General features: G+C 63.6%; 24 protein-coding genes and 1 tRNA gene. 7 read left to right on the top strand and 18 right to left on the bottom strand.

Annotated features, from left to right (window positions below):
* Positions 1-191: 191 nt before the first annotated feature.
* Positions 192-1,103 carry a LysR substrate-binding domain-containing protein gene (locus QHC78_RS06745; protein WP_319743112.1) on the bottom strand — a complete coding sequence of 304 codons (912 nt, stop codon included), beginning with the start codon at positions 1,101-1,103 and terminating at the stop codon, positions 192-194.
* Positions 1,104-1,242: 139 nt separating this feature from the next.
* On the opposite strand from QHC78_RS06745, the gene QHC78_RS06740 reads away from it, so the two are divergent.
* Positions 1,243-1,878 (top strand): FMN-dependent NADH-azoreductase, encoded by a 636-nt coding sequence (locus tag QHC78_RS06740; protein WP_319743111.1) that lies wholly within the window; start codon positions 1,243-1,245, stop codon positions 1,876-1,878.
* Positions 1,879-1,936: 58 nt separating this feature from the next.
* Here QHC78_RS06740 and QHC78_RS06735 read toward each other — a convergent pair whose 3' ends face one another.
* Positions 1,937-2,842 (bottom strand): EamA family transporter, encoded by a 906-nt coding sequence (locus tag QHC78_RS06735; protein WP_319743110.1) that lies wholly within the window; start codon positions 2,840-2,842, stop codon positions 1,937-1,939.
* A gap of 136 nt (positions 2,843-2,978) precedes the next feature.
* Here QHC78_RS06735 and QHC78_RS06730 point away from each other — a divergent pair, with 136 nt between their 5' ends.
* The gene (locus tag QHC78_RS06730) at positions 2,979-4,172 is read left to right on the top strand and encodes an MFS transporter (protein ID WP_319743109.1); all 1,194 of its coding nucleotides are present in this window, start codon (positions 2,979-2,981) and stop codon (positions 4,170-4,172) included.
* 38 nt (positions 4,173-4,210) lie between these two features.
* Here QHC78_RS06730 and QHC78_RS06725 read toward each other — a convergent pair whose 3' ends face one another.
* The 4 genes from QHC78_RS06725 to QHC78_RS06710 form a co-directional block, all read right to left on the bottom strand.
* Positions 4,211-5,122: a D-hexose-6-phosphate mutarotase gene (locus tag QHC78_RS06725; RefSeq protein WP_319743108.1), complete on the bottom strand. Its 912-nt coding sequence runs from the start codon at positions 5,120-5,122 to the stop codon at positions 4,211-4,213.
* A 5-nt stretch (positions 5,123-5,127) separates the two neighbouring features.
* Positions 5,128-5,943 carry a siderophore-interacting protein gene (locus tag QHC78_RS06720; RefSeq protein WP_319743107.1) on the bottom strand — a complete coding sequence of 272 codons (816 nt, stop codon included), beginning with the start codon at positions 5,941-5,943 and terminating at the stop codon, positions 5,128-5,130.
* 33 nt (positions 5,944-5,976) lie between these two features.
* A complete protein-coding gene (locus QHC78_RS06715; RefSeq protein ID WP_319743106.1) occupies positions 5,977-6,474 on the bottom strand; it encodes a PadR family transcriptional regulator in 498 nt (165 codons plus the stop codon).
* A gap of 367 nt (positions 6,475-6,841) precedes the next feature.
* Positions 6,842-7,165: a hypothetical protein gene (locus QHC78_RS06710; protein WP_319743105.1), complete on the bottom strand. Its 324-nt coding sequence runs from the start codon at positions 7,163-7,165 to the stop codon at positions 6,842-6,844.
* A 479-nt stretch (positions 7,166-7,644) separates the two neighbouring features.
* Here QHC78_RS06710 and QHC78_RS06705 point away from each other — a divergent pair, with 479 nt between their 5' ends.
* From QHC78_RS06705 to QHC78_RS06695, 3 genes are read left to right on the top strand one after another with little or no spacing between them, the layout of a single operon-like run.
* On the top strand, positions 7,645-8,643 hold the full coding sequence (locus tag QHC78_RS06705) for a YncE family protein (RefSeq protein WP_413816422.1): 999 nt from the start codon (positions 7,645-7,647) through the stop codon (positions 8,641-8,643).
* Positions 8,627-9,439: a polysaccharide deacetylase family protein gene (locus QHC78_RS06700; RefSeq protein ID WP_319743104.1), complete on the top strand. Its 813-nt coding sequence runs from the start codon at positions 8,627-8,629 to the stop codon at positions 9,437-9,439. Before QHC78_RS06705 ends, QHC78_RS06700 begins: the two co-directional genes overlap by 17 nt.
* Positions 9,426-10,382 (top strand): sterol desaturase family protein, encoded by a 957-nt coding sequence (locus QHC78_RS06695; protein WP_319743103.1) that lies wholly within the window; start codon positions 9,426-9,428, stop codon positions 10,380-10,382. The genes QHC78_RS06700 and QHC78_RS06695 overlap by 14 nt, the downstream gene beginning before the upstream one ends.
* Before the next feature lie 27 nt (positions 10,383-10,409).
* Here the strand turns inward: QHC78_RS06695 and fabA are convergent, their stop codons facing one another.
* The 4 genes from fabA to QHC78_RS06675 form a co-directional block, all read right to left on the bottom strand.
* Positions 10,410-10,925, bottom strand: a complete 516-nt coding sequence (gene fabA, locus QHC78_RS06690; protein WP_319743102.1) for a 3-hydroxyacyl-[acyl-carrier-protein] dehydratase FabA — start codon at positions 10,923-10,925, stop codon at positions 10,410-10,412.
* Positions 10,926-10,999: 74 nt separating this feature from the next.
* Positions 11,000-12,535, bottom strand: a complete 1,536-nt coding sequence (locus QHC78_RS06685) for a SpoVR family protein (protein WP_319743101.1) — start codon at positions 12,533-12,535, stop codon at positions 11,000-11,002.
* A complete protein-coding gene (locus QHC78_RS06680; RefSeq protein ID WP_319743100.1) occupies positions 12,532-13,791 on the bottom strand; it encodes a YeaH/YhbH family protein in 1,260 nt (419 codons plus the stop codon). Before QHC78_RS06680 ends, QHC78_RS06685 begins: the two co-directional genes overlap by 4 nt.
* Positions 13,792-13,802: 11 nt before the next feature.
* Positions 13,803-15,728, bottom strand: a complete 1,926-nt coding sequence (locus tag QHC78_RS06675) for a PrkA family serine protein kinase (protein ID WP_413816421.1) — start codon at positions 15,726-15,728, stop codon at positions 13,803-13,805.
* 426 nt (positions 15,729-16,154) lie between these two features.
* Between QHC78_RS06675 and QHC78_RS06670 the strand changes: the two genes are divergently transcribed.
* Positions 16,155-16,231 (top strand) — tRNA-Pro (locus tag QHC78_RS06670).
* 117 nt (positions 16,232-16,348) lie between these two features.
* Here the strand turns inward: QHC78_RS06670 and QHC78_RS06665 are convergent.
* A complete protein-coding gene (locus QHC78_RS06665; RefSeq protein ID WP_319743470.1) occupies positions 16,349-16,816 on the bottom strand; it encodes an Lrp/AsnC family transcriptional regulator in 468 nt (155 codons plus the stop codon).
* Between the two features lie 132 nt (positions 16,817-16,948).
* On the opposite strand from QHC78_RS06665, the gene mdeB reads away from it, so the two are divergent.
* Complete coding sequence (mdeB, locus tag QHC78_RS06660) at positions 16,949-19,645, top strand: alpha-ketoglutarate dehydrogenase (protein WP_319743099.1); 2,697 nt, start codon at positions 16,949-16,951, stop codon at positions 19,643-19,645.
* A gap of 24 nt (positions 19,646-19,669) precedes the next feature.
* On the opposite strand, the gene QHC78_RS06655 is transcribed toward mdeB, so the two are convergent.
* From QHC78_RS06655 to infC, 7 genes are all read right to left on the bottom strand, one after another.
* Positions 19,670-20,077, bottom strand: coding sequence for a MerR family transcriptional regulator (locus QHC78_RS06655; protein ID WP_319743098.1), 408 nt, complete (start codon positions 20,075-20,077; stop codon positions 19,670-19,672).
* Between the two features lie 8 nt (positions 20,078-20,085).
* A complete protein-coding gene (locus tag QHC78_RS06650) occupies positions 20,086-20,472 on the bottom strand; it encodes an integration host factor subunit alpha (protein WP_413816434.1) in 387 nt (128 codons plus the stop codon).
* A 22-nt stretch (positions 20,473-20,494) separates the two neighbouring features.
* Positions 20,495-22,906: a phenylalanine--tRNA ligase subunit beta gene (gene pheT, locus QHC78_RS06645; protein ID WP_319743096.1), complete on the bottom strand. Its 2,412-nt coding sequence runs from the start codon at positions 22,904-22,906 to the stop codon at positions 20,495-20,497.
* A gap of 10 nt (positions 22,907-22,916) precedes the next feature.
* Positions 22,917-23,936 (bottom strand): phenylalanine--tRNA ligase subunit alpha, encoded by a 1,020-nt coding sequence (pheS, locus tag QHC78_RS06640; RefSeq protein WP_319743095.1) that lies wholly within the window; start codon positions 23,934-23,936, stop codon positions 22,917-22,919.
* A gap of 155 nt (positions 23,937-24,091) precedes the next feature.
* Complete coding sequence (rplT, locus tag QHC78_RS06635) at positions 24,092-24,451, bottom strand: 50S ribosomal protein L20 (RefSeq protein WP_319743094.1); 360 nt, start codon at positions 24,449-24,451, stop codon at positions 24,092-24,094.
* Between the two features lie 28 nt (positions 24,452-24,479).
* On the bottom strand, positions 24,480-24,677 hold the full coding sequence (gene rpmI, locus QHC78_RS06630; protein ID WP_087840245.1) for a 50S ribosomal protein L35: 198 nt from the start codon (positions 24,675-24,677) through the stop codon (positions 24,480-24,482).
* A 239-nt stretch (positions 24,678-24,916) separates the two neighbouring features.
* Positions 24,917-25,465: a translation initiation factor IF-3 gene (infC, locus tag QHC78_RS06625; RefSeq protein WP_319743469.1), complete on the bottom strand. Its 549-nt coding sequence runs from the start codon at positions 25,463-25,465 to the stop codon at positions 24,917-24,919.
* Between the last annotated feature and the right edge of the window lie 28 nt (positions 25,466-25,493).

The following is a 25,493-nucleotide window of genomic DNA, read 5'->3' as shown; positions in this document are numbered from 1 at the left end:
TAACGAAAAAAAGCCCGCGCGGCGACCCTGCGGGCTTGTGTCGTCCGGAACGAGCCGGGCAGCCTCCTGGTTGCTGGCGGCTCCGGACGCGCGTCCATTTCCGGCCCACCGAATGCAGAGCGATTGTACATGAGCCCCCTTCCCCGCCGTAGAGGAAGCTTACGATTTCATCATGGCACGCGCAGCCGTCGTCATCCCGGCGCCGGCGCCTGTTTGTGATAAGCGGCGACCAAGGCGTCGAGAAACTGCCGTACTGCGGGGACCAGTCCCCGCCGCGACGGGAATACTGCCTGGACGATCCCTTCGGGCGGCGAGTATTGCGGCAATGTGACGCGAAGCTGCCCGCCTTCGACGTCGGCAGCCACCAAATACCACGGCAGGCACGCCAAGCCCAGCCCCTGCAGCGTGGCCGCCCGCAATGTGGTGAGATCATCGACGGACAAACGGGGCACGTGCCCGACCGACACTTCCCGGCCGTCCGGTCCGGCAAAGCGCCAGATGTGCTTTTCGGCTGCCTGCACCATGCTGAGCGTAGGCAGGCGCGCCAGGTCGCCCACATCTTGAGGTTCGCCGTACTTGCGGAAGAAATCGGGCGTGGCCACGAGCACCATGCGCGCGGTGGCCAGCGGCCGCACCACCAGTTCCGAGTCCTCGAAAGGCGGCTGGCGTACCCGCAGTGCCAGGTCGAATCCCTCTTCCACCACGTCCACCCTGTGGGAGGTCGCGTCGATCTGCACGCGCACCAGCGGGTATTGGTCAAGATAGTCGGCGACGATGGCCGCGATGTCACTGTGGAGCAATCCCACGGGGCAACTGAAGCGAATCAGCCCCTGCGGCTGCGACGTGGTCCTGTCCACGGCCTCGCGCGCCGCCGCGGCCTCCGCCACCAGCGCGGCGCAGTGCTGGTAGTAGGTCTGACCGATCTCGGTCACGGAGATCTTCCGGGTCGTGCGGTTCAGGAGCCGCACTCCCAGCCCCTCTTCCAGCATGGCGATACGGCGGCTGATGCGCGACACGGGTATCCCCAGGGCCTGGGATGCCGCGGTGTAGCCGCCATGCTCCACCACTTTGGCGAACAAGTACATGTCGTTGAGGTCTTGCATGAGAGCGTGGCCTTTATTGCAAAAATAGGAAAGTAATTCCTGAAAAAGCCAGTTTAAAAAGGATTATTGACGATATATCTTGTCGTTGTGACGGAAAGCATCCGCATTAACCCTTGAATCTTCCAACCCTAGGAACGCCATGAAAGTCCTGCAGATCGATTCCAGCTCCACCGGGGCGGCCTCCGTTTCCCGCGAACTGACGGCTGCCGTCGTGAACGCCCTGCGCCAGGTCGACCCGGCGCTGGAAGTCCGCTATCGCGATCTCGTCGCCCAGCCGCCCGCGCACCTGGACGGCGCGCTGCTGCAGTCGCTGCGTCCTCAACCGGGCGCCGAGCTGTCCGGCGATGCAGAATTCGTCAAGCAAGCGGCCTATACCGATGAGTTATTGAACGAATTCCTGGCCGCGGACGTCATCGTGGTCGGCGCGCCGATGTACAACTTTTCCGTCCCCTCGCAGCTGAAGGCCTGGATCGATCGCGTGGCGCAGGCAGGCAAGACTTTCCGCTACACCGCCAATGGACCCGAGGGCCTGGCCGGGGGCAAGAAGGTCGTGATCGTATCGTCCCGCGGCGGCAAGTACGCCGGCACCTCGATCGAAACCCTCCTGGATCACCAGGAATCGTATCTGCGTGCCCTGTTCGGCTTCTTCGGAATTACCGATATCAGCGTGCTGCGCGCCGAAGGCGTGGCCTTGGGCGCCGAGGCGCGGGCCGAGGCCGTTGCCGAGGCGCTTGCGCAGACCGGCCTGCTGGTCGAGGAACTCGCTGCCGCGTGAAGCGCTCGCCGGTTCACAGGCCGGCGCCAGCCCGATGGGCCGCGCCGGCCTTTGCTTTTCAGTTGCCGCCCGTGGCATAGAGCAACAGCAGCAGCCCCAGGACGACCAGGCCCATGCCCCACCGCTCGCGCGCGGTGGCGCGTTGCGCGAACAAGCGCCTGGAGGCGAGCTGGGCGAACAATACTTCGACCAACCCCAGGGTCCGCACATTCGCCGCCGATGTCAATGCGAAACCGATGTACCAGCACTGCGACGCAAACGCGCCCATGAAGCCTGCCGGCAGCGACGAGCGCCACGCCGCCAGCACGCCGCGCAGGACATCGCGCCGGAACAAGGCCTGCCATGCGACCAGGGCCGCCGTCTGCATCGCCAGGCCCGTCGTGAGCGCCATGCCTGCGCGCAACGCGAACGACCCGCTGTCCAGCGACAGTATCGCGCCCCGGAACAGTACTGCCGACAAGGCAAAGAACGCGCCCGAGGCAATGCCGAGCAAAGCCGGCCGCCAGGCGCCTCCCGCTGCGGCATCGGGCTTCGACGACATCGCTACGACCCCTGCCGTGGCCACGACCACGGCACAACCCGCCAGGACGCCCAGCGGTTCTCCCAGGACCAGCACGGCGAAGATCGCAACCTGTACCGGCTCCGTCTTGACGTAGACCGTACTGAGCGCGAAGTTGCGCAACTGCATGGTGGCGAGCATCAATACCGTGGCAAGGATCTGGGCCGCGGCGGCAGCGGCACATAGCAGCAAGAAGTGGGGATCGGGAGCCGGCAAGGTCTCTGCGCCGACCCACAGGATCAGCAACAGGAAGGCCAACGCAAACGGCAGGCCGTACAAGAAGCGCACCTGGGCGGCGCCCAAGGTTCCGAGGCTGCCGGTCAGCCTGTGCTGCATGGCATTGCGTGCGGTCTGCGCCGCCGCTGCAATCAAGGTAGCGGGAATCCAAAGGAGCGAGATATCCACGGGCACGGCCTGTCGTCGATCAGCCCGGGATCATACCGTGCCCCTACCCTGGCGCCTCGCTCGCGCGATCCCGCCGGCTGCGTGCAAGACTTGGCCAAAACGCCTACAGTCCAGGCAACGTAATTCAGGATCTCCCATGGTTTCGGTTCCCGCCAAGACGCTCGCTCCACGCTCTGCCTGGCTCATTGCAGGCATCCTGCTGATCGCCGCCAATTTGCGGGCGCCGGTGACCGGCGTCGCACCGGTGCTGGACATGATACGCGCGGAGCTGGACCTGACAGCCGCCGCAGCCGGCCTCCTGACCACGCTGCCGCTGCTGGCGTTCGCCGCTGGCTCTCCCATTGCAGCCATGGTCGCCCAGCGCCATGGATTGGAACGTACGCTCATGGCCGCCCTGCTTACGCTGACGGCGGGACTGTGCCTGCGATCGACTGGGGTGGTCTGGGCGCTGTTTGCCGGCACGCTGCTGATAGGCGGCGCGATCGCCTTCGGCAACGTCCTGTTGCCGAGCCTGCTCAAACGGGATTTCCCGCACCGCATCGCCAGCCTGACCTCGGCGTATGCGCTGACCATGGGCGTTGCGTCCGGCGCGGCCTCTGCGGTGGCAGTTCCTCTGAGCCAATGGCAGGCCGGCCCCGGATGGCCGCTGGCCTTGATCGCGCCCATGGTGGTCGCGGCCCCGAGTGTGCTGGTATGGCTCGTGCCATTGCATACAGGCGCCTCGGCCGCGCCATCTCCCGCGTCCCCCGGCGCCCTCGCCAAACCGGTATGGAAGTCGGCGGTTTCATGGCAAATCACGCTATTCCTGGGTTTCAATTCGCTCGTCTACTACATCGTGTCGAGCTGGCTGCCTTCCATGCTGAACGATGCCGGGTACTCGCGTGCTGCCACCGGGTCCCTCCACGGCCTGCTGCAAGTGGCCTCGGCCTGCGTGGGCCTGTTATTGATGCCGCTCTTGCGCCGCGTGCATGACCAGCGGTGGCTGGCTTTCGGCGTGTCGGCATTGTCGGTTGCGGGGCTTTCCGGTTTGCTGCTGGCGCCGGCATGGGCCACAGTCTGGACGGTGCTGTATGGCTTCGGCGGCGGCGCCTCCATCATCCTGGGCCTGGCGTTCGTCAGCCTTCGCGTGGTCACGCCTTACCAAGCCGCCGCACTGTCCGGCATGGCACAGGCCATCGGCTACCTGTTGGCGGCGGCCGGGCCGACGCTTATCGGCGCCATCCACGACTGGACGGGGGGCTGGACCATCGCACTGCTCATCTGCATAGTCTGCGCTTGCGCGCAGGCGGTGTTCGGGCTGTACGCCGGCCGCGACCGGCAAGTGGCGTAGCAAGCCGCCTCAACGCCAGCGCGCCGGCCGACGCGCCTTCATGCGCCTTCAGGCGCGGCACGCAGCGTCACGCCCGTCGTTGCGGAGGCACCAGGCGGCAGGTGCAGCAGGTCGTCCCATACCCTGGCGGTTTCAATGCAGAGCATGTCCCGCCACGCGTCGGGCCGAAACTGGGAGAGGCGAAGCGACTTCTCGACCCACGGATTCCACACGACGGCCGACCGGGAATCGAAAGCCTGCACATGAATCGTGCGGCGCCAGCCCGGATCACGGATGGAAACCGGCGTGTCGATGCCGGTATAGATGCGGTCGGTCTCGCCCTGTATCGCCAGCGTACCCGGCTGGCGATGGGCGGACCAGTCGCGCAGGGTATCGATGTAGGACGTACCTTCGAGGCCGTCTATAACGACCTTGCGCACGTCGCTGACCGCAAAGTAGGTATGGAGCGCCTGGCTCACTACGATAGGGTCCGCGCCGAGGTTGGACGTCGAGAGCGTCACGGTCAACGCCTCGTCCAGCCGGACCTCCAGCATCACGGAGGCCGGATGTGGCCAGCCTGCCCAGCCTGTCGGCAGTTCCAGGCGCAATTGCAAGGAGGCCTGAACGCCTGCGGCTTGGGCCTCTACCAACTGCCAGTCATGCGTGCGGGCAAAGCCGTGGGCAGGCGCCTCGGCTCCCGCGGCAAGCATGGCACGTACCTCGGCCGGGTTGCGGTCGAACTGTCCGAACCAGGGCCAGCAAACGGGCATCCCGCCACGCAACGGCTGGCCCGCCCGGAACTCGGCAGCGTCGCTCAGCCAGACCACCGGCGGCTGGCCGCTGGGCGTATAACGGAGCAGTTGCGCCCCCTGCCGCGCGACCAACGCTTCGCCGTGGGGCGAACGCAGCAGCCAGCAAGGCAGCTCGCCTATGGTCGTCGCTTCGACAGCGGCAGGCACCTGGTCGCCCATGATCTTCAGTCCTCGTGCTTTTCGTGCGTGGCGGCGGCGCCGAGCTTCCAGTACCCGGCCGCCTTGATCCATTCCTTGGGCTGTTGCCAGTTCTCGACCATCACTTGGCGTACTTGCTTGGCCACGGTCGATTCGGCCGCGACCCAAGCATACCAGTCGCCTGCGGGCTTGCCCAAGGCAGCCACCGCGCCCGCCAGCAACCGGGGGTCGCCGGGTTTGCCGCCGTTGCGGTGCACCCACTGAACCTGGATATCGGCGCCGGTCGAGAAGCTTTGCTGTTCCCCTACGTCCGCCACTTCCGCCACCACGATGGCGCGCTCGCCCGCCGGCAATTCCTCCAGGCGCCGCGCGATGGCGGGCAACGCGGTCTCGTCGCCGACCAGCAGATAACCGTCGAAGCGTCCTTCGACAACGAACGACCCTCGAGGGCCACCCACGCCCAGGTATTGTCCGGGCGCAGCCTGCTGGGCCCATTCCGCGGCAGGCCCGTCGCCGTGCAGGGCAAACTCGATGTCGAGTTCGCCCGCGCCGGCATCGTATCGGCGCGGGGTATAGTCGCGCGCCACCGGCCGCGGCAGGCCTTCCGGAAACACCATGCCGTTGGGCCCGGGCATGGGAACGGACGGCCGCTCCTGCCCAGGCGCGGGAAAGAAGAGCTTGACGTGATCGTCGTGGGCCGCGCTGACGAACCCAGCGAGCTCGTCCCCGCCGAGCGTCACCCGCAGCAGGTGTGGCGTGACGTGCCGGACGGCACGTACCTGCAGCAGGCGGAATTTGAGTTCGTGACGGATGCGGCGAACCGCGCGTTGGTTTTGTTCCATGAGAGTATTTCCAGAATCGTTTGCAGGGACCCGCTACTTGCCGAGGATTTCGGCTGTCGCGCGGCGCAGGATCGCGGCGATGCGCACAGCTTCGTCCGCATCACAGGCGCCGACCTGGTGCAGGGCCTGCTTGAGCGCATAGCGAGCCAGCATGAGGTCCTCGGGGGTACCGGGCGCGATGCTGCCGAGCCCTTCCTCGTCTTCGAACACACGCCGCACCTGGGCCATGCGCGCCCCGACGCGCGCCAGGTCGGCCAAGATACGGCGAGCCTCCTCGCGATGGCGTTCCAGGTGTACCCTGCCCTCATCCGTCAGGCTGTAGCGCTTTTTCGTCCCTTCGACGGCAACGTCGGCATGGCCGACGTCCTCCAGATAGGCGAGCGCGGGATAGACCATCCCGGAACTCGGGTTGTAGAACCCGGACGAACGTTCCGACAACTGCTTGATCAGTTCGTAGCCATGCCGCGGTTGCTCTTCGAGCAACGCGAGCAGGATGAGTTGCAAGTCTTCGGCGGCGAGTTTGCGCGCCATGCGCATACCCATGCCGCGCCCGCCGAGCGGGTCGTGCCGGTGCATAACTACCTTTGGCCATAAGCCGGTTAGTATCGTAAAACATATTTTAAGTCATATCTTACGATATGTCAGCCCAGACGCGCCTACACCGTCCGCGGCTGCGGCGCGCCGATACCTGCGGGGGAACAGCCGGCGCCTACGCTCGAGTTATCCACCGGAGCTGTGGATAAGGCTGGGGATAGACGGGGGATACATTCAGCAAAGGGCCGACACATCTGGCCCGCAGGTGCATCGGTCAAAAAGCCGGCAGCGTCTAGGCCGTCGGTAGGAGCAGGAGGGGGATGATGGGAGCGTGACGGGCGCAGCGCCGCCCGCCACGGCACGGCTAGTGCAGCTGTTCGTACTGCACGCGCTGGACGTCGGGGTGCTTGCCCAGGCCTTGCGCGATGGCGTTGAGGGCAGACCCCAAATGGGCCGGGCATTGCAGTGTGATCGACATGCGATGAACGGCGTCGTGGGTGGGCGCGGTGGCTACGCGCATTTGGGAAATGCGCAGGTCCCGGGCCGATAGTTCGGCGTGCAGGTGCTGGCGCAACCGGTCCAGCCGCGGGTTCGCGCTGAATATGGTCAGGCGATAGGACCGCAGTTGCTTGCGCGAGGCGCGGGCGGCCTTGCCACCCCAGGCGCCCAGGATATTGGGAAAACGCATGATGTGACCTCCTGGCAGACAGGAAGACGACCATGCCCGTTCGACGTACGCCGAAACCCTACGCGTGGCAGAGCGAAAAAGAAGGGGGAATCCCGAAGGAAACCGTGTCCTGGCTTGCTTGCAGGACGCGGCAGACAAATCTGCGGACCTGCTAAGCGGCGTTTGCCGAACCGGCGTTACTACTGCCGTCGTTATCCACGACTTGCCTCTAAATGGTTGGGATCTGATAAGTGTAGCCCGCAGGCGTGCTCCGGGCAACCTCCGGTTCCACGCGGGCGGGTACGCCCCGGGCATCGAGCACCATCACCCCACCCTGCAGCGCCTGCTGTCGCGACAAACCAACATTCATTCAAAATCGACAGCGCGGCGGACGGCCGCCGCCTAGACTATGCGAACCTCGGCGCTGCCTGCGGACGGTCGCCGATGGTGTATCCGGCCCAGCGGTCGGCGGCGTTGTAGAACCTGCGGGAATTCCGACCTTGAAATCTCTTGTTTTCGCCCGCTTGGCCGGCCTCGTCGGCCTGTGCGCGACGTTTTCCGTCTCGGCCACGTCCTCGCCTCCGCCCATCATCGTCCTCAATTCGCTCGATGCTTCCGTCAGCATCCTCGACCCTGTCAACTATGGGGAAATACGCCGCATTCCGACGGGCAAGGAACCGCACCATCTCTACCTGACCCCTGATGAAAAATCGCTGCTGGTAGCCAATGCCGCGAGCGATTCCCTGACCTTCCTGGACCCGGCCACCGGCGAGGTACAACGCACCCTCACCGGCATCGTCGACCCCTACCACCTCCGCTTCTCGCCCGACATGAAATGGTTCGTCACGGCGGCGAACCGGCTGGACCACATCGACATCTACCAATGGGACGGCCTTGCCGGCACGACCGAGCCCAAGCCGGTCCGGCGCATTCCAGCGGGCCGCACTCCCAGCCATCTGGCCATAGACAGCAAAAGCCGCAACCTTTACGTATCGCTGCAGGACAGCGATCAGTTGATCGCCATCGACCTGCCGACCCAGACGCCGGTGTGGACCATTCCCGTGGGCAAAACACCCGCCGACGTCTACCTTACCCGCGACGACCGGTACCTCCTGGTTGCGCTGACCGGCGATGCCTACGTCGAGGTCTACGACCTCGGCACATCCCCCGCCCAGTTGGTCAAGCGCCTGGCCACCGGGGCAGGCGCACACGCCTTCCGGGCCCAAGGCGATGGGCGCCATGTATTCGTCAGCAACCGCGTGGCCAATACCATCAGCCGCATCGACCTGCAGGCCATGACCGTGGTCGACACCTATCCCGCCCCGGGCGGCCCGGACTGCATGGAACTGCTGGCCGACGGCACAACCATTCTGGTCACGTCTCGCTGGTCGAAAAAACTGACGGTCATCGACACCACCAGAAAAGCCGTGATCAAGCAGGCCAAGGTCGGCCGGTCGCCGCACGGCGTCTGGACACTCGCCCATGCGCCGCGGCAGTAGGCTCGCCGGCGCGCTGCCGGCACTCCTCGTGCTGGGGATACTGGCCCGGGGGGCCGGGGCCGCCGATTGCCCACGCCCGGTGTATCTCACCTTCGATACGGGCCACATGGGCGTCGCACCACTCGTGGCCGAAGTGCTGGAACGCGAGCAAGTCAGGGCGAGCTTCTTCCTGGCCAACGAAAAGACACTGGACGGGGGCTCCAGCCTGGACCAGCAGTGGGCCCCATGGTGGCGCGACATGGCTGCGCGCGGCCATGTGTTCGGTTCGCACACTTATGATCACGTCTACTGGCAGCGCGACCTCCCCGGCGAGCGCTTTCGCGTCAAACCGTCGTTCGGTCCACGGGCCGGACAAACGTTCGGGATGAAGGCGGATGAATATTGCCGGGAACTGGACCGCAGCGCCGCACGATTTAAGGAAATGACCGGCCGCGACATGCTGCCGCTGTTCCGTGCGCCTGGGGGACGAACCTCGCCGGCACTGCTGAAGGTAGCGGAACAGCGCTGTGGATACCGCCATGTAGGCTGGGCAAGCGCCGGGTTCCTCGGGGACGAGTTGCCCAGCGACAAATATCCGAACCGCCGCTTGCTGGAACGTGCCTTGCGCGACATCCGGCCGGGCGATATCTTGATGGCCCATCTCGGTATCTGGTCGCGCCAGGACCCGTGGGCGCCGGCTGTGCTGGCGCCGCTCATTGCCGGCCTGAAGCAGCGAGGCTTTTGCTTTGCCACCCTGGCGGAACACCCGGGCTACCAGGCGTGGCTGGATAGGCAGCATCATCATGGAAATCGTTAGCGACGTCTTCGCCGGTGCCCAGCAATGGCTGTTCGAGACGCTGGTGCAACCCGTGCTCTTTCATCTCGGACTGGGCAACATCCTGGAGGACGCCTACGACGCTACCATGTGGCTGCTGCTGGGCTTGGCGCAACTGGGCATCATGCTGGCGGTGTTCGCACCTTTGCAGCGCTGGCGTCCGGTCGAGACTATCGTGGATAAGGCGGCCGTACGGCTCGACATGTTCTATACCGCCCTCCACGCGCTGGGCGTGTTCCGCCTGCTCCTGTTTTTCACGACCCAGCCGCTGGTCGACTACCTGTTCGGGCAGCTGCACGTCCTGGGTTTTGCGCCCTACCACGTAGACGAGATATGGCCAGGAGTGACCGATCGTCCCTGGATCAGCCTGCTTCTCTACCTGCTGATCTTCGATTTCGTCGATTATGCGTTCCACCGCGCCGAACACCGCTTCCATTGGCTGTGGGCCCTGCACGCGGTCCATCACAGCCAGCGGCAGATGACGATGTGGTCGGACAACCGCAACCATCTATTGAGCGACCTGCTGCGGGATTTGACCGTCGTGCTCGTCTCGCACCTCATTGGCGTGCCGCCCGCCCAGTTCGTCACGGTGGTGGTGATTACCCGGCTGGTGGAAAGCCTGTCTCATGCCAACATCAGGGCAGGCTTCGGGCGCATGGGTCAATACCTGGTGGTGGGACCGCGCTTCCATCGCCATCATCATGCCATAGCGCCATCGCGGATTCCCCGCGCGCCAGAGGCCAACTACAACTTCGGCGTCCTGTTTCCTATCTGGGATATCGTATTCCGGACCGCCCGGTTCGATGGCGACTACGGCCCCACCGGCATCAGCGACCAGTTGCCCGAGCGCGGCGGGCGCGACTACGGAAAGAGCTTTCTCGCCCAGCAGTGGCTGGGCCTGAAGCGCCTCGTCGGGCGCGGCTGAACGCCGGCCCTTCTTGGGAACCAGCGGTCAGAACGAGTCGGTCGAGGTGAACAGGCCTACCCGCAAGCCCTCCGCGGTGTAGATCTGACGACCGTCCACGCTCATGGCGCCGTCGGCTATGCCCAGCACCAGCGTACGGTTGATGGTGCGCTTGATGTCGATCTGGTAGGTGACTTTCTTGGCCGTCGGCAGTACCTGCCCCACGAACTTGACCTCGCCGGCGCCCAGCGCCCTTCCTCGGCCGGGATTGCCCTGCCAGCCCAGGAAAAAGCCCACCAGTTGCCACATGGCGTCCAGGCCCAGGCAACCGGGCATTACCGGATCGCCTTCGAAGTGGCAGTCGAAAAACCAGAGGTCGGGCCGGATGTCGAGTTCCGCAATGATCTGGCCCTTGCCGTATTTGCCGCCCTGTTCCGAAATATGCGTGATGCGGTCGAGCATCAGCATGTTGGGAGCAGGCAGCTGCGCATTACCCTTCCCGAACAATTCGCCGCGCGCGCAGCGCAGCAGGTCTTCGCGGGAGAAGGCATTCTTTTCAAGCATGTATGATCCTCGGTGAAGCCAAGGATTATAGCCGACCCCCTACCCGCGGCGCGGCGCATGCTCGCGCCGCCTCATCAGGGCGCGCGCTCGCGGAAGGTCTTGACATTGCCTTGCGCATCCACCTCTTCCAACCTGACCTTGAACCCCCACAACCGGGCCAAGTGCTTCATGACCTGGTCGGCATCCTCGGATTGCAGGGGCCGCCCGCGCGTCGTCACGTGCCGCAGTACCAGCGAACGGTCGGAATCGCGGTTATAGCGCACCACCTGGATATCGGGGACCTGCATATCGCGGTTGTGCTGGTCGGCCAGCAGGCGCCGCACGCGGCGGTAGCCGTCGTCGTCGTGGATGGCCTCGACCTCGAGCTTGGGATTCGCTTCGTGATCGGCAATGGCGAAAAGACGGAACTCGCGTATCAAGCGCGGCGACAGGAACTGCGCGATGAAGGACTCGTCCTTGAAGTTGCGCATCGCGAAGTCCAGCGTCTTCAGCCAATCGCCGCCGGCGATGTCCGGGAACCAGGCACGGTCCTCCGGAGTGGGGTTCTCGCATATCCGCCGGATGTCTTGCATCATGGCGAACCCCAGGGCGTAAGGGTTGATGCCGCTGTAGCCCCGCTGATCGAAGCCCCGCTGCGCCACCACGTTGGTGTGGCTCTGCAGGAACTCGATCATGAAGCCGTCTGTGACCAGCCCTTTTTCATGCAGACGATTCAATAAGGTGTAGTGCCAGAACGTGGCCCACCCCTCGTTCATGACCTTGGTCTGCATCTGGGGATAGAAGTATTGGGCCAGCTTGCGGACGATGCGCACCAGTTCCTTCTGCCACGGCTCCAAGGTGGGCGAGTATTTCTCTATGAAATAGAGGATGTTCTCTTCCGGCTCGGGCGGAAACACGTTGGGCTTGTCTCCGCGCGCCGTCTGCTCGCGCGCCGGCAACGTGCGCCAGAGATCGTTGTACTGCTGGCGCGCATATTCCTCACGCTCTATCTGGCGCTGCACTTCTTCCTTGTAGGAAATCGGATGGGGACGCCGATAGCGGTCCACGCCGTGCAGCATCAGCGCATGGCACGAATCGAGGGTGGCCTCGACGGGGCCGATGCCGTATTTCTCCTCGCACGACATGACGTAATTGCGCGCGAACACCAGATAGTCCAGCACGCCATCCGCCTCGGTCCACTGCCTAAACAGGTAGTTGCCCTTGAAGAAGGAATTATGGCCGTAGCAGGCGTGGGCGATCACCAAGGCCTGCATGGCCATGGAATTTTCTTCCATCAGGTAGGCAATGCAGGGGTTGGAGTTGATGACGATTTCGTAGGCCAGCCCCTGCACCCCTCGGCGGTAGGCCTGCTCGTTGCGGATGAACTCCTTGCCGTACGACCAGTGGTGATAGCCTATCGGCAGTCCGACCGAGGCATAGGCATCCAGCATCTGCTCGGAGGTGATGATCTCGATCTGGCTGGGATAAGTCTCGAGCCCGAACTCGCGCGCGACTTCGCCGATGGCTTCGTCATAACGCTGGATCAGCTCGAACGTCCATTCCGACGTCGTGGAGATGGGCTGCACGCCCGCGGGCGACGCTTGGCGCTCGCGATCGAGGACAACAGTCATGCGGCCTCCTTCTTGAACAAATCGTGCAACACGGCAAAAATCTCGCGACGCTCGCGTATGCGGCGCATCGCGAAGTGCGGTGCCGTCTCGCGCTCGTACTCCGCCCAGAGACTGCTCTTGCGCATTTCGTCCACGTCGGGAATCTCGATGTAGGCGAAGTAGCGCGTCAGGGGCAGCAAGTGCTCGGACAGGAAGCGGGCACTCTTGGCGGCATCGGCGCCGAAGGAGTCCCCGTCCGTGGCTTGGGCGGCGTAGACGTTCCACGTCGAGGGGGAGTAGCGCTCGGTCACGATCTCGTACATCAGTTCCAGGGCCGACAGCACGACCGTGCCGCCGCTCTTGGGATCATGGAAGAACGTATGCTCGTCCACTTCCTCGGCATTGTCGGTATGGCGGACGAATACCAGGTCCACGCGCTCGTACTTGCGGGACAGGAACAGGTACAGCAACGTGAAAAAGCGCTTGGCGAGGTCCTTCTTGTTCTCGTCCATGGATCCCGAGACGTCCATCAGGCAGAACATCACCGCCCTTGCCACGGGAGACGGCTCGACGATACGGTGGCGATAACGCAAGTCCACCGTATCGAGGAAGGGTACCCGCGCAATCCTGGCGCGATGGCCCTCGATTTCCTCGCGCAACGCCTCCAGCTCTTTCTCGGACGCGCCGGCCCGCTCCGACGCTTCGAGCCGTTGCAAGGCCTCCTCGAGCTCCGCCCGCGCGCCCCCGCTCAGGGCAATCCGCCGTGACAGCGACGTCTTGAGCGTGCGGCCTACGCTCAAGGTGCTGGGCGACCCTGTCGTCGTGTACCCGGCGCGCCGCCATTTCTGCTGGCTGATCTCCCCGAGTTGCGTGCGGACCAGATGCGGCAGTTCCATGTCCTCGAAAAAGAGGTTCAGGAACTCGTCCCGGGATAGGCTGAACGTGAACTGGTCCACCGAATCGCCCTCGCCCGGCTCCGAGGGGTCGCCTTCGTCGGCGCCCCGCGGCCGGTCGATCTTATCGCCCTTGGCGAACTCCCGGTTTCCCGGATGGACGATCTCCCGATCGCCGCCCCTCCCGTAACGGAAAGTCGGCTCGGAGATGTCCTTGGCGGGAAGGTTGATCTCTCCGCCCTGGTCCATCTCTTCGATGGATCGTTCCTGGACCAGTTCGCGCACCGCTTTGCGGATCTGGTCCTTGTACCGCCGGATGAAGCGCTCCCGGTTGACAGCGCTCTTGTTACGGCCGTTGAGCCGCCGATCGATGAGTGAATTCATGTTCACCTAGCTCACGAAGACTTCCTTACTCGCAAGTACCACTCGCAGAGCAGACGGACTTGCTTTTCGGTATAGCCTTTTTCGACCATTCGTTCGACAAAGCTCTCGTGCTTGCGCTTGTCCTCGGCCGACGCCTTGGCGTTGAACGAAATGACCGGGAGCAGATCCTCGGTATTGGAGAACATCTTCTTCTCGATCACCTCGCGCAGCTTCTCGTAGCTGGTCCATGCGGGGTTGCGTCCATTGTTGTTGGCGCGCGCACGCAGCACGAAGTTCACGATCTCGTTGCGGAAATCCTTGGGATTGGCAATGCCGGCAGGCTTTTCGATCTTTTCCAGCTCGGCATTGAGGGCTGCCCGGTCGAAGCTCTCTCCTGTCTCAGGGTCGCGGAATTCCTCGTCCTGTATCCAGCAGTCGGCAAACGTGACGTAGCGGTCGAAGATGTTCTGGCCGTATTCGGAATACGACTCCAGGTAGGCCGTCTGGATCTCCTTGCCGATGAACTCTGCATAACGCGGCGCCAGGTAACCCTTTATGTGCTCGAGATAGCGGCGGCGGATCTCGTCCGGGTAATCTTCCCGGGCGATGCGCTGTTCAAGCACGTACATCAGGTGCACGGGGTTGGCCGCCACTTCCGTCTGGTCATAGTTGAAGACGCTGGACAGGATCTTGTAGGCGAAGCGCGTCGACACTCCGGTCATGCCTTCATCGGTGCCGGCGTAGTCCTTGTACTCCTGAAGGACCTTCGCCTTGGGATCGACATCCTTGAGGCTCTCGCCGTCATATACGCGCAACTTGGAGTAGATGCTCGAGTTCTCCGGCTCCTTCAACCGCGTCAACACCGAGAACTGCGCCATCATCTCCAGCGTCCCGGGTGCGCAAGGCGCGTGCGACAGCGAGCTGTTCTGCAATAGCTTGCGGTAGATCTTGACCTCTTCCGAAACCTGCAGGCAGTAAGGCACCTTGACGATGTAGATACGGTCGAGGAACGCCTCGTTGTGCTTGTTGTTGCGGAAAGTCTGCCATTCGGACTCGTTGGAATGCGCAAGGATGATCCCGTTGAAGGGGATCGCCGAAAACCCTTCGGTACCCTTGAAGTTGCCTTCCTGGGTCGCCGTCAGCAAGGGGTGCAGCATCTTGATGGGCGCCTTGAACATTTCAACGAATTCGAGCAAGCCCTGGTTGGCCAGGCACAGTCCGCCCGAGTAGCTGTACGCATCGGGGTCATCCTGCGAGTACCGATCGAGCTTGCGGATATCGACTTTGCCCACCAGCGACGAAATGTCCTGGTTGTTTTCGTCTCCGGGCTCGGTCTTGGCGATCGCCAGCTGCCGCAGCACGGATGGCTGCAGGCGGACGACGCGGAACTGCGAGATATCGCCATCGAACTCCTTCAGGCGCTTGATGGCCCATGGCGACATGATCCCCGTCAGGTAGCGGCGCGGGATGCCGTATTCCTTTTCAAGCTGATTGCCGAAGCGGTCCGGATGGAACAGGCCCAACGGCGACTCGTTGATCGGCGAGCCTTTCAGGGCATAGATGGGATGGGTTTCCATCAGCGCCTTCAAGCGTTCGGCGATGGAGGACTTCCCGCCCCCGACCGGGCCGAGCAGATACAGGATCTGCTTGCGCTCTTCGAGGCCCTGCGCGGCATGCTTGAAGAATGCGACGATCTGGTCGATCACGTCCTCCATGCCGAAGAATTCCCTGAAGGCAGGGTAACGGCGGATGAGACGGTTGGAAAACAGCCGGGACAACCGGGGATCGTTGCGCGTATCCACCAGTTCCGGCTCGCCGATGGCCGCGAGCATCCGCTCAGCGGCAGTGGCGTAGGTCATGGGCTCCCGACGGGCGAGGTCCAGGTACTCCTCTAGAGAAAGCTCGGTTTCCTGCGTCTTAGCGTATTGAGACTTGAACCCTTCAACAATATTCAGCACGGACAACCTCCAACAGCGAGTGAATGACAACTACACGACTCTGTTGTTGTAGCGCCGGATCGAGCCCGGCCTCCGGTTCTTCCTGCCGGATGGATTTCCCACTGCCCAGACGGACCAGGATCAGCAACTACCGATCCCGCCGCATCACGCTCTGCCTGCTCCAGGCCTCCTTGGGTAACCTCATTTCAAACATCATACGGCGCATCGGCAGCTCCAGCCCGTTTTCTGTTGCGCTCGCACGATAATTTTTTCGGTGCCTATTCCCGGGTATACACTCGTATGGCTCGGGACCGGCATACGGAGTTCCGCAAAATTCGGGACCGCGGGTAACACACCCTTGCGGGGCCACGCTGTCGCGTCCGCACGCAAAATAAACCGCCCCGCGCTTTCCAGCCCTACAAAAAATTTGCTATACTTTTCGTCTTTCGGGGCGTAGCGCAGCCTGGTAGCGCACTTGCATGGGGTGCAAGGGGTCGCGAGTTCGAATCCCGCCGCCCCGACCATACATAAGTTCTTGATTTGTATAGTCGGAACCGAAAAAAGCCCGGTGGCCACAAGCCGCCGGGCTTTTTGTTTTTCGGGGCTCGCACCACGGTGTAAACCCCAGCTGGGAAAGTCCCTTATACGACGTTCAATGGCAGCGCGGTTTTATAGCGGACCTGCTTCAGCGCAAAACTTGAACGTATTTTCTCCACATGCGAGATGGGCGACAGGTGCTCGAGAATGAAGCTTTCCAGTGCCTGCATATCGGGAACGGCCACCCGTATCAGATAATCCGCGTCGCCTGTCATCAGGTAGCATTCCATCACCTCTTCCCGGGCGCAGATGGCATCCTCGAACTCCTGCAGGGCCTGCCGGTTCTGCTGTTTCAGGCTGATGGAGATAAAGACGTTCAGATGCAGCCCCAGTTGCTGGGGATCCAGCAGCGCAACGTACTGCCGGATCAAGCCTGCACCCTCCAACGCCTTGACCCGTGCCAGACAGGGTGATGGCGAAAGATGAACCCGGCGCGCCAGTTCCACGTTGGAAATGCCGGCATCGGCTTGCAGCTCCGCGAGAATGCGGCGGTCTATGTCATCCAGGCGCATTATTTCTTCCCTCATCCATATTTCAGCATTTTATTCCGTATATAACCGCTATCACCGAATCAATCGGCCACAACTGCCGGAAACGGAAGCGTAGAATTTTTCGCACTGGAGAACAGCGGACGCGAGGCCGACATGGACGACATATCGCGGCACCTGGTGCTGGAAGACCCGGCATTGCACGATCCCGACCCCGAGGAAACGGCAGAGTGGCGTGAGGCCCTGCTCTCGCTGCAGGCAGCTGCAGGCCCCCACCGGGCCCGGCAAATCCTGGACATGCTCGCCCGCACCGCGCGCGAAGCACGTCTCGAATGGCGCCCCCCGTTGGACACGCCTTACATCAACACCGTGCCGACCGACGCCCAGCCTGCGTATCCGGGCGACCTGCCCATGGAAGAACGGCTGGCATCGCTGATGCGCTGGAACGCCCTGGCAATGGTGCTGCGCGCCAACCAGGCCCACGGCGAACTGGGCGGGCACATCGCCAGCTATGCCAGCGCCGCCGACTTGTTCGAGGTGGGGTTCAACCACTTTTTTCGCGGCGGACCGGCCGCCGAAGCGGACCTGGTTTTCTACCAGCCCCATTCGGCGCCAGGCATCTACGCACGCGCCTTCCTCGAGGGGCGGCTGAACGAAGCCGGTCTCTGCCACTACCGCAGGGAGATCACCGCTCGCCGGCGCGGGCTTCAAGGATTGTCCAGCTACCCTCATCCCTGGCTGATGCCGGACTTCTGGCAATTCCCCACGGGGTCGATGGGCATTGGCCCGATCAGCTCCATCTACCAGGCTCGTTTCATGCGCTACCTGGAGCACCGCGGATTGCAGGGCACCGGCGCGCGGCGCGTATGGGGCATCTTCGGCGACGGGGAGATGGACGAGCCCGAAAGCATGTCGGCCCTGACACTGGCCGCCCGCGAGAAGCTCGACAATCTGACCTGGATCGTCAATTGCAATCTGCAGCGGCTGGACGGGCCCGTACGCGGCAATGGCCGCATTGTCGACGAGCTGGAAGCCCTGTTCGCCGGCGCTGGCTGGAACGTCATCAAGGTGCTATGGGGATCGGACTGGGACGGACTGTTCGCCCGCGACACGCATTCGGCACTGGAGCGGGCGTTCGCGCATACGGTGGATGGCCAGCTCCAGACCTTCGCCGCCAAGGATGGCCGCTTCAACCGAGAACACTTCTTCGGGCAGAATCCTCAGCTTGCCGCGCTGGCGAAAGACCTGACCGACGAGCAGATCGACGGGCTCAAGCGGGGCGGCCACGACTTGGTCAAGATCCACGCTGCCTACCACGCGGCCGTGCGGCACACCGGCCAGCCCACCGTGATTCTGGCCCAGACCAAGAAAGGCTACGGCATGGGCGAAGCGGGACAGGGCAAGATGACCACGCACCAGCAGAAAAAGCTGGACCGCGATGCCCTCCTCGCCTTCCGCGATCGATTCCACCTCCCGCTCACCGATACGCAGGCCGAATCGTTGGCGTTCTACCATCCGGGGGAAGGCAGTGCCGAAATCCGCTATCTGCGGGCAAGGCGCCAGGCACTGGGAGGCTACGTCCCCGCACGTTCGTCGCGGTCCGGCTCGATCGCCGTTCCGCCGCTGGAGAGCTACGCCGGGTTCGCCATGCAGGCCGACGGCAAGGAAATGTCGACGACCCTGGCCTTCGTGCGGCTGCTGGGCAATCTGCTCAAACGGGATCAACTGGGGCCTCGCATCGTGCCCATCGTCGCGGATGAGGCCCGCACCTTCGGCATGGCTAACCTGTTCAGGCAGGTAGGCATCTATTCGAGCGTCGGGCAGCGTTACGAACCTGAAGATATCGGGTCGGTACTGAGCTACCGGGAGGCCCGCGACGGACAGATCCTGGAGGAAGGCATCAGCGAAGCAGGGGCCATCAGTTCCTGGGTGGCCGCGGCCACCAGCTACACGGTGCATGGCACCGCCATGCTGCCCTTCTACATCTACTATTCGATGTTTGGCTTCCAACGCATCGGCGACCTTATCTGGGCGGCAGCCGATCAGCGTGCGCGCGGTTTTTTGCTCGGCGCCACCGCCGGGCGGACGACGCTGGGGGGCGAAGGGCTGCAGCACCAAGACGGCAGCAGCCTGGTCAGCGCAGCCACCATTCCCAACTGCCGCGCCTATGACCCCGCCTTCGCCGCCGAAGCCGCCGTGCTGATCGATGACGGCATGCGCGCCATGCTCGAACGCGAGGAAGACGTCTTCTACTACCTTACGCTCGCCAACGAGAGCTATGCCCAGCCGACGCTGCCCGCCGACGCGCACCAAGGCATCGTCAAGGGCCTGTATCGCTACGGCGTACGGGGGAACAACGAACCCGCCGTCCGGCTGCTGGGATCGGGAGCCATCCTGCGCGAGGTAATCGCCGCCGCGGAATCCCTGGCCGGCGATTGGAACATAGGCAGCGAAATCTGGAGCGCCACCAGCTATAGCGAGCTGTCACGGGAAGCGCAAGAGACCGAGCGCTGGAACCGTCTGCATCCGCAACACCCGCCACGCCGCAGCTATGTCGAAAGCTGCCTGGCGGGGACCGCGCCCGTCGTGGCCGCGAGCGATTACGTGCGCGCCTGGCCGGCCCTCATTGCGCCGTATTGTGGGGCCCGTTTCGCGGCGCTGGGCACAGACGGCTTCGGCCGTAGCGATACCCGTGCGGCGTTGCGCGACTTCTTCGAAGTAGACCGCCGGCACCTCGTGCTGGCCGCTCTCGATGCGCTGGCGCGGGAAGGACGCATCGATCCCGGCATATGCGCACAGGCTATCGCCCGCTACGACATACGGGCAGATGCCGACGCGCCGTGGCGTTCATAAGACCACGCCGAGGCTCGGACAGGATCAGCCCAGGCGCGCCAGGCTCGACTCGTGGGCCGCCTTCAGCATGCCTGCGATCTCGGCCAGCTCGGCGCGGATCGCTTGCAGCTCGGGCTCCTCGATGGAAACCGTGGGGATCTGAGGCGTTTCCTCGACCTGGCCTCGGGACTCGTCCAGGCGGTTGCGTGCGCCGCTGATGGTGAAGCCTTGCTCGTACAGCAATTCGCGTATGCGGCGAATCAGCAGCACCTCGTGGTGCTGGTAATAGCGGCGATTGCCCCGTCGCTTGATGGGCTTGAGCTGCGTGAACTCCTGTTCCCAGTAGCGCAGCACGTGCGGTTTGACGCCACAGAGTTCGCTGACTTCGCCTATCGTGAAGTAGCGCTTGGCGGGAATGGGGGGAAGAACGACCGGGGGCTCGATGCGCGCCATAAAACCTCTCAAGACGGATTCTGTTCGCGCAGCGCGACCTGTTCGACCATGCTCTTGAGCTTCTGGCTCGCATGGAAAGTGACGACGCGGCGGGCGGCGATGGGGATTTCCTCGCCCGTCTTGGGATTGCGTCCGGGGCGCTGCGGCTTGTTGCGCACCTGGAAGTTGCCGAAGCCCGAGAGCTTGACCATGTCGCCGCGCTCCAGCGCGTCGCGGATCTCTTCGAAAAAGGTCTCCACCATGTCCTTCGCCTCGCGCTTGTTGAGGCCGACCCGCTCGAAAAGCAGGTCTGCCAACTCGGCTTTGGTCAGGGTACGGGGGTCGAGCCCGCCCTGGTGCGACGCCTCGGGGTCGTCCTCGAGGTGGGCGTAGCTGTCGGAAACGAGAGAATGCATAGACACGGGGCGAAACTCGGTGTTAGACCCTCAGCCTGGCGCCGTGCCGGGCTTCCAGCTCGACACGGATGCGAGACAGGCATGACTCGACTCGGGCGTCGTCCAGGGTTACCGAAGTATCCTGTAGCCAGAACCGGAAGGCAAGGCTTTTTTCCTTTTCTAACAAGGACTTATCCCGCCAAACGTCGAAAATGCGTACATCTTTGACGACCGCCAGCTCGGGCTCGTCAGCCACCAGGTGGTTGATCGTATCAAGCAGTTGCTGAGCCAACGCCGCCTCAGGAACCAGCAAGGCCAGGTCGCGGACGACCACCGGCTGGCGCGAGATTTCGCGCAACAGGGGCAGCGGACGCACCGCGGCGCGCCCTGCGTCGAGCTCGAACACCACCGGCGCATGCGGCAACTCGGCGCGTTGCACCCAACGCGGATGCAGCTCCCCTATCCAGCCGACCGGCTCGCCATCGATCACGATGCGGGCGCTGCGGCCGGGATGAAGCGCCGGATGTTGCTCGGGCACGAAGCGCGGCGCTTGCTGCGACGTCCCTGCCAGCAGCGCTTCCAGGTCGGCCTTCACGTCATAAAAATCGACCTGGCGGGTTGGCGTCCCCCATTGCTCTTCCACCGCGGGGCCGTAGGCCAGCGCCGCCAGCCGCATGGGTTGGCTCACCCCACCCACGGTCAAAGGGCCGTCCTTGACGGACGGATCGCGGCGGAACACCCTGCCCAGCTCGAACACGCGCACCCGCGTGGTCTTGCGGTTGACGTTGTACTGCGTATTGGCCACCAGGCCGCCGATCAGGGTACTGCGCATGACCGAAAGCTGGCTTGCTATGGGATTGAGCAGACGGATGGGATCGTCGTTACCGGCGTAATCGCGCTCCCAGTCGGCTTCGACAAAGCTGAAGTTGATGACCTCCTGGTAGTCGAGATCGGCCATCAGGTGACGCAGCACGTGGAAAGGCCGACGCTCTTCGGGCGTGGTGCGCACGACCGCACGCGCCATGGGCGGCACGTCGGGCAAGCGCTCGAAGCCATGGATACGCGCGACTTCCTCGATCAGGTCCTCTTCGATTTCGAGGTCGAAGCGAAACGACGGCGGCGTCACCACGAATACGCCCGGCTCCCGCGTATGAGGCAGCCCCAGGCGAGTGAAGATGTCAGCGATCTCGTTTTCAGGCACTTGCACGCCGAGCACCTTGTGGCAACGCGCCACGCGCATGCGCACCGGCGCGCGCTCGGGCAGTTGCACGACCTGGTCGTCCACCGGGCCGGCCTGCCCGCCGCATACCTGGACGATCAAGCTCGTAAGGTATTCGAGATCGGCGGGAATGTTGGCGTAATCGACGCCGCGCTCGAAACGGTAGCTGGCGTCCGTGCTGAAGTTGTAGCGGCGTGCACGACCGGCGATGCTCCCGGGCCACCAGAAGGCCGCCTCGACGTAGACGTCCCGGGTTTCGGTGGACACGGAGGTGGACTCTCCGCCCATGATTCCGGCCAGGCACTCCGGGCCATGATCATCCGCGATGACCCCGACCTCGCCGTCGACGTCCACGGTCTGGCCGTTCAGCAACAGGATTTTCTCGCCGGGCTCGCCCCATCTGACGTGCAAGCCACCCTGCACCTTCGCCAGGTCGAACACATGGCTGGGCCGGCCCAGTTCCAGCATGACGTAGTTGGAGATGTCGACCAGCGCGGAAATCGGGCGCTGGCCTGCGCGCTCGAGCCGGCGCCGGATCCAGTCGGGTGTCGGGGCGGCCGCATTCACGCCGCGTATCACCCGGCCCACGTAGCGCCCGCAGAGATCAGGCGCATGTAAGGTGACCGGCACGCGATCGTCGATGGAAACCGGCACCGGCTCCAAGCTGGGCCGGGTCAGCGGCGCGCCGGTCAGGGCCGATACTTCTCGGGCGACCCCCAGGACCGACAAGCAATCGGCCTTGTTCGGCGTCAACTTCAGAGTGAAGACGGTATCGTCCAGCTGCAGCCAGTCGCGCGCGGTCATACCGACCGTGGCGTCCGGGCCCAGGTCGAGCAGGCCGGCATGGTCCTGCGACAGTCCCAGCTCCCGCGCCGAACACAGCATGCCGGCGGACTCGACACCGCGCATCTTGGCCACGCCGATCTTGATGTCCCCCGGCAGCCGCGCGCCCACGGTGGCCAGCGGCACCTTCATGCCAGCCGCGACATTGGGCGCACCGCATACGATTTGCAGCGGCTCTCCCTGCCCCGCATCGACCCGGCACACGCGCAGCTTGTCCGCGTTCGGATGGGGTTCGACGGATAACACCTGCGCTACGACGACGCCGCTGAAGGCAGGCGCCACCGGCGCCGTTTCCTCGACCTCTAGGCCAGCCATGGTCAGCTGATGCGCCAGTTCTTCGGTCGAGATGGCGGGATTGGTCAACGACCGCAACCAGGATTCAGGAAATTGCATGACTAGCCCATCAATTGAATTGCTTCAGGAAGCGCAGGTCGCCTTCGAAGAACAGGCGCAGGTCGTTGACGCCGTAGCGCAGCATGGTCAGGCGCTCGAGGCCCGAACCGAAGGCAAAGCCGATGTAGCGCTCGGGGTCGAGCCCGAAGTTGCGTACGACCGTGGGGTGCACCTGGCCGGAGCCCGAGATTTCCAGCCAGCGGCCCTTGTTGGGTCCGGAGGTGAACATCATGTCGATTTCGGCGGACGGCTCGGTGAACGGGAAGAACGACGGCCGGAAGCGCAGTACCAGATCGTCGGTTTCGAAAAAGGCCCGCAGGAAATCGGTATAGACGCCCTTGAGGTCGGCAAACGAGATGTTCTCGTCTATCCAGAGCCCCTCGACCTGGTGGAACATAGGCGAATGCGTGGCATCGCTGTCCACCCGATACGTCCGGCCCGGCGCGATGACCTTGATGGGCGGTTGGTGGCTGCGCGCATAGCGCACCTGCATCGGGCTGGTATGCGTGCGCAATAGCAGCGGCAAACCTTGATCGTCCTTCATGTCCACGTAGAACGTATCCTGCATGGAGCGGGCCGGATGGTTCTCGGGATTGTTCAACGCCGTGAAATTGGTCCAGTCGTTCTCGATCTCGGGGCCATCGGCGACGTCGAAACCGATGGACCGGAAGATCTGCTCGATGCGTTCCCAGGTGCGGATGACGGGGTGGATGCCTCCCTTGCCCCGCCCGCGTCCGGGCAGCGTCACGTCTATGGTTTCCTCGGCCAGCCGCGCCGCCAGCTTGGCGTCTGCCAGCGCCTGGCGCCGTTCGTTGAGCAGCGACTCGATCTGGCCCTTGGCCTCGTTGATGCGCGCGCCCTCGCTACGCTTCTGCTCCGGCGTCAGGCTGGCAAGGCCCTTGAGCAGCGCGGTCAGCGCGCCCTGCTTACCCAGGAACCGGGCTTTTTCATTCTCCAGCGCATTGGGGTCGGCCGCGGCCGCAAAGGCCTCCCCGGCTTGGCGTATCAGGTCGTCCAGATTCTGGGACATGGCGGATTCGTATCGGTGTAAGGAAAAAGACGGCGCCACAAACACGAACGGGGCTTCGAAAGAAGCCCCGTTCGGGTGTTGCACTCATGGCGTACGCCAGCGCAGGAACGCAGCCGGCATGCCGGCATGCGCGTTCCACGCGCGGCACCGCGAGTTCAGGCGGCCAGGGCGTTCTTGACTTGCTGCACGATCGCGGCAAAACCTGCCTTATCGCGCACAGCCAGGTCGGCCAGCACCTTGCGGTCGAGATCGATCGCTGCCTTCTTCAGGCCGGCGAGGAACACGCTGTACGAAACGCCATGCTCGCGTACGGCGGCATTGATACGCGTGATCCACAGCGCGCGGAAAGTACGCTTCTTGGCACGGCGATCGCGATAGGCGTATTGGCCGGCACGCATGACCGCCTGCTTGGCGACGCGGAAAACATTGCCGCGGCGGCCACGGTAGCCCTTGGCGGCGCTAATGACTTTCTTGTGACGGGCCCGGGCGGTAACCCCACGTTTGACTCTAGGCATTCGAAAACTCCAATATCAGCGGTTGGGTTCAGGCAAACGGCATCATTGCCCGCACGGATTTCACATCGGCCTCGTGGACCGCGGTGGAACCGCGCAACTGACGCTTGTTCTTGGTGGTTTTCTTCGTGAGGATGTGGCGCTTGAACGCCTGGCCCCGCTTGATGGAACCGCTACCGCGGACCTTAAAGCGCTTGGCGGCGCTTTTCTTGGTCTTCATCTTAGGCATGACTGCTTCCTGTTACGTTTACATGCTCACGGGTGCCGGCGGCACTTGCCGGACTTGCAGACCCGCATTCACTTGTTTTACCTGCCCCGCCCATTCTGAAACGCACCACCGGACTACGGTGGATTTGCAAGCGCCCTCTGGAACGGGTTACCCGGCGCCAGGAATTTTTGCGCCAGGATTCACCCAAGGCCGCGCGCCGTCATGGCCCGCGGCCTTGGAAAACCAACGATTATACCGCGTTATTCGCCTGCGCCCTTGCCCGGCGGAGGAGCCTTCTTCTTGGGGGCCAGTACCATGACCATCTGCCGGCCTTCGAGCTTGGGCATGGCCTCGACGGCGCTGATCTCGACCAAGTCGTCGCGCACACGTTCCAGCACTCGCATGCCGAGCTCCTGGTGAGCCATTTCGCGGCCCCGGAAGCGCAACGTCACCTTGGCCTTGTCGCCCTCTTCCAGGAACCGGCGCAGGTTGCGCAGCTTGACCTGGTAATCGCCCTCGTCAGTACCCGGCCGGAACTTGACTTCCTTGACCTGGATGATTTTCTGCTTGAGCTTGGCTTCGTGCTGCCGCTTTTGTTCCTGGTACTTGAACTTGCCGTAATCCATCAGGCGGCAGACCGGAGGCTGCGCGTTGGGGGCAATTTCTACCAGGTCAACATCATTCTGTTCGGAAAGCCTAACTGCTTCGGCCAGCTTGACGATGCCAAGCTGTTCGCCGTCGACCCCAATCAGGCGCACCTCAGGCGCGGAAATTTCACCATTGATGCGATTCGGCTTGTCTGTAGCGATGTCTGAAACTCCTGAATATTAATTAAAC

Origin of the sequence: Pigmentiphaga sp. (assembly GCF_033795525.1) — a bacterium.
Classification (GTDB): Bacteria; Pseudomonadota; Gammaproteobacteria; order Burkholderiales; family Burkholderiaceae_B; genus Pigmentiphaga.
This window is presented reverse-complemented; position numbering and strand designations above follow the sequence as displayed.